This is a genomic window from Gallibacterium salpingitidis (genome assembly GCF_001678495.1).
Taxonomy (GTDB): domain Bacteria; phylum Pseudomonadota; class Gammaproteobacteria; order Enterobacterales; family Pasteurellaceae; genus Gallibacterium; species Gallibacterium salpingitidis.
The window spans coordinates 23848-35471 of the sequence record NZ_JTJL01000014.1 but is presented as its reverse complement, the minus strand read 5'-3'; the positions used below and the strand labels follow the sequence as shown (position 1 = coordinate 35471).

At 39.1% G+C, this 11624-nt stretch carries 11 protein-coding genes and 1 other RNA gene; 5 read left to right on the top strand and 7 right to left on the bottom strand.

The genetic code is table 11. The features are described from left to right. Positions 1-39: 39 nt before the first annotated feature. The gene (locus QS62_RS04345) at positions 40-1392 is read left to right on the top strand and encodes a cytochrome-c peroxidase (RefSeq protein ID WP_231923678.1); all 1353 of its coding nucleotides are present in this window, start codon (positions 40-42) and stop codon (positions 1390-1392) included. Positions 1393-1531: 139 nt separating this feature from the next. Here QS62_RS04345 and QS62_RS04340 read toward each other — a convergent pair whose 3' ends face one another. Together QS62_RS04340 and QS62_RS04335 are read right to left on the bottom strand one after the other, a co-directional pair. Further along, positions 1532-2074, bottom strand: a complete 543-nt coding sequence (locus tag QS62_RS04340) for a KdsC family phosphatase (RefSeq protein WP_066106465.1) — start codon at positions 2072-2074, stop codon at positions 1532-1534. A 9-nt stretch (positions 2075-2083) separates the two neighbouring features. After that, entirely contained in the window at positions 2084-3019 is a 936-nt protein-coding gene (locus tag QS62_RS04335) for a KpsF/GutQ family sugar-phosphate isomerase (protein WP_066106462.1), read from the bottom strand. A gap of 111 nt (positions 3020-3130) precedes the next feature. Here QS62_RS04335 and rnpB point away from each other — a divergent pair. After that, positions 3131-3517, top strand: an RNA gene (gene rnpB / locus QS62_RS04330) — RNase P RNA component class A. A gap of 15 nt (positions 3518-3532) precedes the next feature. On the opposite strand, the gene QS62_RS04325 is transcribed toward rnpB, so the two are convergent. Then, the gene (locus QS62_RS04325) at positions 3533-4441 is read right to left on the bottom strand and encodes a S66 peptidase family protein (protein WP_066106460.1); all 909 of its coding nucleotides are present in this window, start codon (positions 4439-4441) and stop codon (positions 3533-3535) included. Positions 4442-4625: 184 nt separating this feature from the next. Between QS62_RS04325 and cdd the strand changes: the two genes are divergently transcribed. Further along, positions 4626-5543 carry a cytidine deaminase gene (gene cdd, locus QS62_RS04320; protein WP_066106458.1) on the top strand — a complete coding sequence of 306 codons (918 nt, stop codon included), beginning with the start codon at positions 4626-4628 and terminating at the stop codon, positions 5541-5543. 312 nt (positions 5544-5855) lie between these two features. After that, positions 5856-6860 carry a class 1 fructose-bisphosphatase gene (gene fbp / locus QS62_RS04315; RefSeq protein ID WP_066106454.1) on the top strand — a complete coding sequence of 335 codons (1005 nt, stop codon included), beginning with the start codon at positions 5856-5858 and terminating at the stop codon, positions 6858-6860. 37 nt (positions 6861-6897) lie between these two features. On the opposite strand, the gene QS62_RS04310 is transcribed toward fbp, so the two are convergent. The 4 genes from QS62_RS04310 to QS62_RS04295 form a co-directional block, all read right to left on the bottom strand. Next, the gene (locus tag QS62_RS04310; RefSeq protein WP_197496261.1) at positions 6898-7323 is read right to left on the bottom strand and encodes a cyclophilin-like fold protein; all 426 of its coding nucleotides are present in this window, start codon (positions 7321-7323) and stop codon (positions 6898-6900) included. A gap of 26 nt (positions 7324-7349) precedes the next feature. Next, entirely contained in the window at positions 7350-8537 is a 1188-nt protein-coding gene (locus QS62_RS12000) for an MFS transporter (protein WP_066106451.1), read from the bottom strand. A 3-nt stretch (positions 8538-8540) separates the two neighbouring features. Then, entirely contained in the window at positions 8541-9299 is a 759-nt protein-coding gene (locus tag QS62_RS11995) for an NADPH-dependent oxidoreductase (RefSeq protein ID WP_066106448.1), read from the bottom strand. A 104-nt stretch (positions 9300-9403) separates the two neighbouring features. Further along, positions 9404-10501 (bottom strand): alpha/beta hydrolase, encoded by a 1098-nt coding sequence (locus QS62_RS04295; protein WP_066106445.1) that lies wholly within the window; start codon positions 10499-10501, stop codon positions 9404-9406. Between the two features lie 203 nt (positions 10502-10704). Here QS62_RS04295 and QS62_RS04290 point away from each other — a divergent pair, with 203 nt between their 5' ends. Next, positions 10705-11592, top strand: coding sequence for a LysR family transcriptional regulator (locus QS62_RS04290; protein WP_066106442.1), 888 nt, complete (start codon positions 10705-10707; stop codon positions 11590-11592). The last annotated feature ends 32 nt before the right edge of the window (positions 11593-11624 follow it).

Genomic DNA, 11624 nt, shown 5'->3' with positions numbered 1-11624 from the left:
TGTAATAACTCAATAAGTTATCTAAACCCAAAAATCATCATGCTAAAAACTATTCCTTTAGCTGCATTATCGTTACTTGTTGCAGCTGTTTTTCCATTTTCTGCAATGGCAGATAATGCCAATATTGCAGTGCAAGATTTACCGAAAACGCAGCAAAAAATTACTGCGCAAGAGATGCAGCGTCTTTTCACGCAAAAGCATTGTACTGATTGCCATAGCAGTTCAGCGGCAGAAAGTTTGCCTTATGCTGATAAACAACAAATTAATATTGGGAAGAAAAGTTTTTTAGTAGAAGCAATTACTGAACAATTAAATCATCTCGACAACATTACCATTGCCGATCTGGCAAAATTGCAATATTTCATTGCACATTATACTGACGAGCAAGATTTGCATTCACGTTTACCTTATCAATTCACTGCTGAAGAATCTGCTCTATTAAATCAATGGACGGAACAGCTCCATAGCGACAAATTACCTCATACCGATCAACAAACCTTTATTTTGCCAATTCCCGAACGTTTACCAGTTGATTTTCGTAAGGTGATGATTGGTGGAATGTTGTTTACGGATAATCGCTTATCTTTTGATAATTCAGTGAGTTGTTTTAGTTGTCACCTATTAGACAATGGTGGCGTGGATGGTCTAGCTGTTTCTACTGGAATTGCAGGAAAACAAGGCGTTATCAATGCACCAACAGTTTATAATGCGGTTTTTAATACTAGCCAATTTTGGGACGGTCGAGCTAAAAACTTGGCTGAACAAGCGGCACAACCGCCATTGAATCCAGTTGAAATGGGGTATCATAATTGGCAGGAAATTGAGGAAAAATTTGCTAAAGATCCACAGTTTCTTGATCTGTTTTTGCAAGTTTATCCTGAATTAACACAAGCCAATATGACCGATGCCATTGCTGAATTTGAAAAGCGGTTAATTACACCAAATAGCCCTTTTGATCGCTATTTAAAAGGCGATACCTCTGCATTAACTGAGCAACAAAAACGTGGCTATCAATTATTTAAAGAGGATCGTTGCGATACCTGTCATAGCGGTATCAATATGGGTGGTAACTCGTTTGAAATTATGGGAATTTATGCAGATTACATTAAAGATCGAGGTACGCCTGAAACCAGTGCTGATTTAGGTCGTTACAATCAGACGCAGCAAGAAAATGATAAATATCGTTTTAAAGTGCCATCTTTACGCAATATCGCTTTGACTGCGCCTTATTTTCATGATGCCAGAACCAATGATTTACATCAGGCAGTTAATTTAGTCTTGAAATATCAATTGGGTAAAACGCTTTCAGCACAACAAGTAGATGATATTGTTGCTTTTCTTGAATCTTTAACTGGAGAAGTAAGGGGTAAGCCGCTAACTAAGAAGAAATAGATTAACATTAATTGTGATGAAATGGATTGGAATATTGTGCATTAAATAGATTATATCTATTTGATTTTATTGAATTTAAATCTCCCCCACCCCACCCCTCTTTATTTCATTAAAGTGGGGGAACTTTTTTAAGGACAGATTACTGCGCCATTTTTTTCGCAGTATGTAAAAAGCCAGTTGCTGAGGTATAAATCGCTGATTTACCTTGTGCCGCTAGAATCATATCCACAATTTCACGAAAAGCACCACGTCCGCCATTTGCTTTAGTTACAATATCTACTTTATCTTTGATATAGTCTTGTGCTTCAGCCACTGTCGCCGTTAAACCACATACTGCAAATGCAGGTAAATCTACACTATCATCACCGATATATAACACTTCTTCTGCTGTTACTCCAGCTTGTTCAATTAATGATAAACAAGCACTCTCTTTTTCTAACTTGCCTAATTGGAATAATGGAATACTGAGTTCTTCAATGCGTTTGCGCAATACTAATGAATCACGACCAGATAACACTGCCACTTGCACACCACTTTCCAATAACATACGAGTGCCAAGTCCATCACGCGCATTAAAAACCTTAAATACTTCACCATTCTCGCCATAATAGAGCGAGCCATCAGTTAAAACACCATCAACATCTGTAATGACTAATTTAATTTTCGCTAATTTTTCCTGCATATTGTTTCCTTAACTTGAGAATTCATATAAACCAACAACTTGCTGTTGATCATTTACCACGACTAAAGAGTGAATTTTATGCTGACGCATATAATCTTCTGCTTGTCCTAAATAGGTATTTTGATTAATCGTTTTTGGCTGCGTCGTCATAAAATCACCGGCGCATTTTTGTAATACCGCTTCACCATAACGGCTCATCGCACGACGAATATCACCATCAGTAATAATGCCTTGCAACTTGCCTTGCTCCATAATAATAGCAACACCCATTCGACCTTCATTCATTACCGTTAAGCAATCAAGAAAACGAGTATTGGCTGCTGCTACTGGTAATTTAGTTTGCATCTTATCACGCACTTTGCAAAGTAAGCGACGCCCTAAGCTGCCGCCCGGATGAAATTTCGCAAAATCTTCCGCTTGGAAATTGCGAGCTTTCATTAAAGCCACAGCTAACGCATCACCAAGCGCCATTGTGACTAATACAGAAGTCGTTGGCGCTAAATTATTCGGACAAACTTCTCTTTCCACACTAATATCTAATACATAATCTGCGTGTTTAGCCAAAGTCGAGTTTAAATTTCCCGTCATCGCAATAATCTTATTGCCAAAATTTTTCAAACTAGGAATCAATTTATTGACATCATCTGTTTCACCGCTATAAGAGATTAACAACACAATATCAATCGGTTTTAACATTCCTAAATCACCATGAAAGGCTTCAGTCGGATGCAAAAAGAAACTTGGTGTACCAGTGGAAGAAAAAGTAGCAACCATTTTTTTACCTACTAAGCCTGATTTACCAATCCCACCGATCACCAAACGCCCTTCACAATGTAGGATTAATTCGACAATTTCGGCAAAATTTGCTGGTAATTGTTGTTGTAAACGTCCTAGCGCTTGTTGTTCAACCGCTAACGTTTCTTTAGCAATTTGTAGATAATTCATAGTAATCCTTGATCGTTAAACTCAAACAGGCAGTATTCTAATCATTCATAATGATAAAAGCTAATTAAAACTTCTGTTTTAACTTTTACAAAAATCCGTTATACTGCGCGCCGAGTTAGCCAGGCAATCGCTGGTTTATTGAAGCCCTCAACCGTTGCAAAACAACCTAGGGGACAAGTGAACGAGAGGAAAGTCCGAGCTACACAGGGCAGGGTGCTGGATAACGTCCAGGAGGCGCGAGCCTACGACCAGTGCAACAGAGAGCAGACCGCCGATGGCTCATTTGAGATCAGGTAAGGGTGAAAGGGTGCGGTAAGAGCGCACCGCGTGATTGGTAACAATTCATGGCATGGTAAACTCCACCCGTAGCAAGACCAAATAGGAATCCAATGTGTGGCCCGCGCAGGATTCGGGTAGGTTGCTTGAGCATTTGTGCAAATGAATGCCTAGATGAATGATTGTCCACGACAGAACTCGGCTTATCGGCTAACTCATTTTTTATTGCTGCAGACTTCAATCCTGCTGAAAATCCAACAATACTTCAGTTGCAGTAACAGCAAACTTCACTGTCGCCCCTTCAATCAATGGCACGTTTTCATCAATATGACCAACAGGAAAATCATAAGCTACCGGATAATCATAATCCGCCACCAAACGTTGAATCATACTATACATAGTGTCGCCATTGACGTCTGGTTCAAGATGTTCTGTAAAACGTCCGACAATTAGCCCTTTTAAATTGGCCAATGCACCAGCTAAACGTAAGTTATATAACATACGTTCAACTTTATAGATTGGTTCGGCTATATCCTCAATAAACAAGATTTTATCCGCTTGAAACAGATCATAATCAGTACGTAACAAACCGCACAATACCGCTAAATTGCCACCAATAAGTTCACCTGTTACCATACCAATACGATTAAAACTATGTGTAGGCGTACGATAAGTCGGTAACTGCCCCGTTAGAATGTGACACAGTAACTTATTATTGTCATTATCAGCACCAAATAAAGCCAATTGTTTTGCCATTGAAGCGTGAATACTCGCTACACCAGCGTGATACATCGCCGCGTGTAATAATGAAATATCGCTAAATCCAATCAACCATTTCGCGTGATCATGCAATAACGAAGCTGGTAACTTTTCCAGCAAATGCACTGCGCCATAACCGCCTCTGCTGCAAAGAATGGCTTTAATCTCGTTATTGGTCAATGCGGCAATAAAATCTTGTAATCGTTCCGCTTGAGTGCCTGCATATTTACCCTGTTTACCTTTACAGTAAGTACCTAATATCGGAACAAATTCCCATTGTGCTAATACAGCACAAGCGCCATCAATATAGGCTGGTTCTACTGCACCTGATGGTGAAATAATCGCGATCTTATCGCCTGCACGCAAAAAATCCGGAAATACGGTCATTTTGATATCCTTAAGTCTTGCACAATGGAGCATATTCTACTGTTTCACTCCGCTAACTGCTAGAAACTCGCCAGTTACCCGCAAAAAATTTAATCTCCGTCACAAAAAAATGCTTTAACTTACGTTTTAATAAGGTTTTGTTTTATCATACTGCCCCGTATTGAAATACAAGGAGTACAGCATTATGGCAGCTAATAAAAAAATTAAAGCCATTCAAACCGAATTAGCTCAATGGGAAAATCAACAACTTGCAAATACGTTGTACCACATCTTAGCGCAGCAGCATTTTGCCGGTAAACTTAGCGCCACCAACGTATCTTCACTTTGCAAAGAATTTAAATTAACGCCAAATCAACTCGCATTACAATTGCTACCGATTGCCGCTTGTTATGCTACTACACCAATCTCTAGCTTCAATGTTGGTGCGGTTGTACAAGGGTTAAGCGGTGCATTTTATTTCGGCGCTAATCAAGAATTTTGCGGCGTAGCAATGCAGCAAACGATTCACGCTGAACAAAGTGCCATTTCACACGCTTGGATGAATAATGAAGCAGCTATTAGCTCAGTAACAGTCAATTACACCCCTTGCGGCCATTGTCGCCAATTTATGAACGAATTGAATAGCGCCGAACAGCTCTACATTCATTTACCGCATGCACAAAATAACCGTTTGCACCAATATTTACCTGATGCGTTTGGTCCGAAAGATTTGGATATTCGTGAATGTTTATTTGATCCACACAACAACCAATTACAAATTGATTGTGAAGATCCATTACCACAGCGTGCGTTACTCGCGGCTAATCGTTCACATGCACCTTATAGCCACGCTTATTGCGGTGTTGCTCTCTTATTAGCCGATGAAACAGTGATCGCTGGACGTTATGCAGAAAATGCTGCATTTAATCCAAGTTTGCCGGCATTACAAGTCGCATTAAATCATTTGCGTTTATCCGGTTATCAAGATCAAGATATTATGCAAGTCGCTATGGTGGAATATCCAACCGAAATGCAGCAAAAAGAGATGGCTGAGCAATTGTTAAATAAAATTAATAGAAAATTAACATTGCAATATTTTGCTGCACACAAAAGCGAAAAATAGCTTAAATCATATGAAAATTCCCTCTTTAACCATTTAAAGAGGGAATGTAATGTATCAAATGAGCTTACTTATCCTTATAACTTCTAAATAACTTCCGAAACAAAAGTTTATCTTTAATCAATTCGCTTTTTGGCAATTGTGCCAAAATTCAGTAACAACTCCTGTAAATCTTTACATATTGAGCAATTTCGCCAAATTATTTTTGTGAGCTAAATCTCATTTTATTTATTTTTTCTTCAAAAATTTTTATAACATTTATTAAAAAATGTTATTGTTATGTGGTAATTCATCACTGCAAAAGTAAGGTTTATTATGAAAACTCTCGGTCAATTTATTGTTGAAAAACAAGCGGAATATCCTAATGCAAAAGGTGAGCTTAGCGGTATTCTTTCTTCTATCCGTTTAGTGGCAAAAATTATCCATCGTGATATTAATAAAGCTGGTTTAACCAACGATATTATCGGTAATTCTGGTATCGAAAACGTGCAAGGTGAAGCGCAAATGAAATTAGACGCTTTCGCCCACGAAAAAATGAAAGCAGCGTTAATCTCTCGTGATGAAGTTGCTGGTTTCGGTTCGGAAGAAGAGGAAAATTTCGTTGCTTTCGATACAGAACGTGGTCGTAATGCAAAATACATTATTCTTACTGACCCGCTTGATGGCTCTTCTAATATTGATGTGAACGTTGCCGTTGGTACCATTTTCTCAATCTATCGCCGTATTTCGCCAATTGGACAACCAGTAACCATGGAGGATTTCTTACAACCAGGTAATCGTCAAGTTGCTGCCGGTTATATTGTTTATGGTTCATCAACAATGTTGGTTTATACCACTGGTAATGGCGTAAACGGTTTTACTTATGACCCATCATTAGGTTTATTTATTCTTTCACACGAAAATATCAAGATTCCAGAAGATGGCTATTGCTACTCAATCAACGAAGGCCACTATTTGAAATTCCCAATGGGCGTGAAGAAATACATTAAATATTGCCAAGAAGAAGATGATGCAACCAAACGTCCTTATACTTCTCGTTATATCGGTTCTTTAGTTTCTGACTTCCATCGTAATATGTTAAAAGGCGGTATTTATATTTATCCAACTACAACTCGTTATCCAAACGGTAAACTCCGTTTATTGTATGAAGGTAACCCAATGGCGTTCTTAGCGGAACAAGCTGGCGGCGTAGCAACTGACGGTTATCGCCGTATTTTGGATATTCAACCAACCGCATTGCATGAACGTACACCATTATTTGTTGGTTCAAAAAATATGGTGGAAAAAGCGAATGCTTTTATGGCTGAATTTAAAGAATAAAGTCAAATTTTCGCCCTCATTAAGAGGGCGAACTTTTCTATTTCACTTGGCGAATAGTAACTTTCTCTCCATTTAAATTATCTAATGCAGCTAGATTTTGTTCTACTTTACCAAGATAAATTAATCCTGTCGCATAACCAACAGCAGAATCGCGATAAAAAATTGCTAAATTTCCCCATGGTGCATAATAGGTAATATCTCCTTGTTTACCCTCATAACCATTAGTGTTACTAGGTAGTGGTTTTAACAATGCCGGACTAATCTTTTCAGCACCAGCATAATCTTTTAATGTCAATGTTAATGGTAATTGCTGATAAAAAGCTAAGGCAGATGGATTATCTTCTGCTAATGTCGCAATTACTTTTTGTTGGGTTCTTTCAATATCAATTTCAATTTTCATCTCTTGTGCTCCCACATTTGTAATACCACATAACATCAGTAACAATATCATCAATGTTTTCATATATTCTCTCTTCCTACTCATAAAATTTAGTGATTCCCGTTTACTTTGATACTGGTGATAACTACATCTACGCTAATCGTCCGCACCCGCAAAGCTACACACAATAAACTTACTGCCAACAACAGCAACGAACCCCAAACAATATGTTGTGTACCGCTCAATAAAAACCAACCGCAAATCGTAGTGCCGACCGTTGTTCCTAAATTGGCACAGGATAAAAACAAACCGTTGGCAAATTCGGGCGCTTTGATCGCGGCACGCGTCAGCATATATTGCATACTGTTGGCGGCAATTCCCGCCAAAATACCGAGCAAAGCCACGATAATGACCGTTACCAAGGCAGAAGTTCCGAATAGATATAACAGCAAATAAGAGCTTGCCAACAAAATCGGAACACTGAGCAATGTGCTTTTAGCTTTAATCGCTAAAAATTTTCCTGCTAATACATTACCGATAATATTTGCCGTACCGTAAAGCAATAAAATCATACTGATCTGATCAAATGACAACTTGGTTACCACGTTCAGAAAATCGGCAATATAACTGAAAAAACCGAAAATACTGCCATTGATCAACACTGTTGCCAAAATTGAATACCAAACGGCAGGCAATGTTAAAACACTTAACTGCGAACCGAATGACGAACGTTGCGTAACCGGCATCGACGGCACTAAAAATACGGTAGCAAGTAAGACAAAACCGCTGACAACAGTAAAAAACAGCATTGCCATTGCAAAGGAAAAATGGTTGGCAATGAATGAGGTGACGGGAACACCGAGCACCATTCCCGCAGAAACGCCGACAAACACGTTTGCCACCGCTTTTGGTGCTTGTTGCGGTGCAACGGAATTTGCCGCCACAGTAAACGCAATCGTGGTATAAATCGGTTGAAAAAATGCCGGGACAATACGCGCAATCAGCAATACCGTAAAATTATCGGTCAAGGTCGCCACCAGATTACTGAGCGTAAATACCGCTAAAGTAACAACCATTGCCGTTTTACGATTAATTCCCGAACATAACAGCGGTAGAATCGGTGCACAGACAGCAATCACCAAAGCAAAAACGCTGACCGTCCAAGCCGCTTGCGTGATATGCACCTGAAAGGTTTCGGCAATTAACGGAATAATACCGATAACGCCCATTTCAGTGTTGATAATGCTGAAAACACCGACTGCTAAAATGAAAATTAATAAACGACTATTTTGTATCACCGCTTAATCCTCTTGATTATCATATAAAAAGCCTTGTTGCTTCAGCAGAGCCGGTATTTCCGGATAGTGGTTATATGGCGGACGGTAAAAATTAGCGACTGATTGTGTCCAATTTGCATCACGACTGTTCCATTCACGTTCTTTCAGATAGCGTGCATATTGCTGATCATATTGCTCAATCACTGCATTAAGATTAGATTGATAATGTTCTGAAAAATAGACTGCCTGTTTCGGTAGTCTTGGTCTGATGGACGGATTTTCAGCTGCATAGCCGACGCAAAGTCCAATCATCGGGATAACATAACGCGGTAAATTTAAATCTTGTGTAATCGCAAAAGCATTCAGACGCACATCACCAATCGGCACTGTCCCTAAACCTAAAGATTCAGCCGCAGCAACTGCTGTTCCCAATGCGATACCGACATCATTCGCGCCAACAATCACATTATCGATTTTGTCCATGACGGTATCCATAGATTGCCCATATTGTCGGCACGCTAATGCAGTACGATAAAAATCGGCACAAAAAATCAAAAAAACCGGTGCTTGTGCAATATATTCTTGCTGTCCGCATAATTCGGCTAATTTTTCACGATGTTGCGCATCTTGAACAGCAATAATGGAAACATGTTGGATATTGCACCAGTTAGGCGCTGCCTGTGCAGCACGAATAATCAAATCTATTTTTTCTTCTTCAACGGGTTGATGCGTATAAGAACGGATAGAACGATGATTTAATAAACTTTCAATAGTCTGATTCATCGGTAACCTCCAAATTTCAGGTAAAAAAATACTGCCCTCATAAGTTCGGGTGATAAATGTGAGGGCAGCATAGTGGAACAGCAGAAATTCAGTTTAAAAATGAATTACTTCAAATTGGCTTTAAAGAATTGTTCAAATTTATCGTAAGGAATTTTATGCGCTTGATTGTCATATAAATCCACATGGGTTGCGCCCGGTACGATATACAACTCTTTATTTTTACTGCCCAATGCTTTATAAGCATCTTCACTGAAATAACGTGAATGCGCTTTTTCACTATGTACTAATAATGCCGGTGTTTTCAATTCAGCTGCATATTGCAAAATCGGCATATTAATCAACGGTAAAGCACCGGTCGTTGTCCAAGAACCTTCAGGATTGGAATTGGCGGAACGTGGATGGAAACCACGTTTGGTGGTGTAATAATCCGAATATTCTTTAATAAATTGCGGTGTATCTTTGGTGATTTGCGCGCCGCGTAAATTATTCGCCGGTAATAACGTCGCATAATCGTGTTTTGCCGCTTCCCAACGTGCATTGTTGATTTGTTGTTTCATTTGATAGCGTGCATCAGCGTCAATGCTGTCGTTATAACCTTTGGCAGTAACGCGTGTCATATCATACATCGTACTGGTGGCAACGGCTTTGATACGCGTATCGGAAATTGCCGCATTCAACGCAAAACCGCCCCAACCGCAAACGCCTAAAATCCCGATCGCATCACGATTAACTATATCCAGCGAACCGAGATAATCCACTGCAGCGGAAAAATCTTCGGTGTTGATTTCAGGTGACGGTACATTACGCGGTAAACCGCTACTTTCTCCGGTATAAGACGGGTCAAACGCTAAAGTGACAAAACCGCGTTCCGCTAAAGTTTGTGCATATAATCCGGATACCTGTTCTTTGACTGCACCGAACGGACCGCTCACTGCAATCGCCGCCAGTTTGCCTTTAGCATTTTTCGGCAGATATAAATCCGCCGCTAAAGTAATACCGTAACGATTTTTGAAAGTCACTTTACGATGATCCACTTTATCAGATTGCGGAAAGACTTTATCCCATTGTTGGGTGAGTTGAATATGTTGTGCTGGAACATCAATTGTTGTTGCTGATTGTGTATTTGCCATCGCGAATTCTCCCATTAATGTTGTACTTAATAATAATGTGGAAAGTAGTGTTAATTTTCGCTGAATTTTCATAAGTCTTCCTTTTCTATAAAACATTACTTCTAATGAATTGATACAAGTCTAAAACAGCTAAGTCACCGAAAAACTCTATCAATTCGAGCAAATTATAACGATTCACTACCTAATGATAATGTGGCAAAATGGCATAACATTTATTCCTATAAGTTCTAAATTAAGTTACACTACATTTTATTTTTTAATCATCATTAATCGCTATGTCACAACGTGAAAATTACAACGATCTCTACGCTTTTATGATGGTGGCACGTGAAGAGAGTTTTACTAAAGCCGCTAATAAATTAGGAATTAGCCAATCTGCATTAAGTCGTATCGTGAAACAATTAGAACAGCGTTTAGGGTTGCAACTTTTTACCAGAACGACACGCAGCCTTTCATTAACACAAGCTGGAAAGCAGTTATTTCAAACTACTGCCGTTAGTTTTGCCAAACTTGATAATGAATTGGCTATGTTGGCAAATTTTCGCCAAACGCCCTCAGGCTTAGTACGTATTACTGCTAGTCAATATGCGATTGATAAGGTATTACTCCCAAAATTAGCAGCTTTTAAAACGAGTTATCCTGATATTCAGCTGGAATTAATTACTGATATCGCATTTAGCAATGTCATCGAGCAACAGTTTGATGCTGGTGTTCGTTTTGGTGAAGCAGTTGCTGAAGGTATGATCGCTGTACGCATTAGTGATGATGAGCAAATGGCAGTAGTTGGCTCACCAGACTATTTTCATCAATATGGTTTCCCCAAAACACCTTATGATCTTGCACATCATCAATGTATTGGTTATCGCTATGCTTCCGGTGCAATGTATGACTGGGATTTTAACGACAACGGTAAGGCGATTAAAATTAAAACCCAAGGGCAATGGACATTTTCCAACGATTACAGTATTCGTGATGCCGCAAAACTCGGTTTAGGCTTAGGTTATATTTGCGCTGATCTGATTAAGCAAGAATTAGATCGTGGTGAATTGATTCAAGTGCTAAAAGAGTATTCTCATACCTTTACTGGCTTTCATCTATATTATCCGCATCGTAATGTTTCACCAGCGCTACGAGCAGTGATTGAATGTTTAAGAGTGAAATAAACAAAAAAGAAACAACCTCTTTTTATGTATGA

What these genes read in the sequence shown, in the direction of transcription:
- QS62_RS04295 (WP_066106445.1), bottom strand. Translation starts at nt 10,501, where the DNA reads ATGAAAATTCAGCGAAAATTAACACTACTTTCCACATTATTATTAAGT.
- QS62_RS04340 (WP_066106465.1), bottom strand. Translation starts at nt 2,074, where the DNA reads ATGCAGGAAAAATTAGCGAAAATTAAATTAGTCATTACAGATGTTGAT.
- QS62_RS11995 (WP_066106448.1), bottom strand. Translation starts at nt 9,299, where the DNA reads ATGAATCAGACTATTGAAAGTTTATTAAATCATCGTTCTATCCGTTCT.
- QS62_RS04290 (WP_066106442.1), top strand. Translation starts at nt 10,705, where the DNA reads ATGTCACAACGTGAAAATTACAACGATCTCTACGCTTTTATGATGGTG.
- QS62_RS04310 (WP_197496261.1), bottom strand. Translation starts at nt 7,323, where the DNA reads ATGAAAACATTGATGATATTGTTACTGATGTTATGTGGTATTACAAAT.
- fbp (WP_066106454.1), top strand. Translation starts at nt 5,856, where the DNA reads ATGAAAACTCTCGGTCAATTTATTGTTGAAAAACAAGCGGAATATCCT.
- QS62_RS04325 (WP_066106460.1), bottom strand. Translation starts at nt 4,441, where the DNA reads ATGACCGTATTTCCGGATTTTTTGCGTGCAGGCGATAAGATCGCGATT.
- QS62_RS04345 (WP_231923678.1), top strand. Translation starts at nt 40, where the DNA reads ATGCTAAAAACTATTCCTTTAGCTGCATTATCGTTACTTGTTGCAGCT.
- QS62_RS04335 (WP_066106462.1), bottom strand. Translation starts at nt 3,019, where the DNA reads ATGAATTATCTACAAATTGCTAAAGAAACGTTAGCGGTTGAACAACAA.
- cdd (WP_066106458.1), top strand. Translation starts at nt 4,626, where the DNA reads ATGGCAGCTAATAAAAAAATTAAAGCCATTCAAACCGAATTAGCTCAA.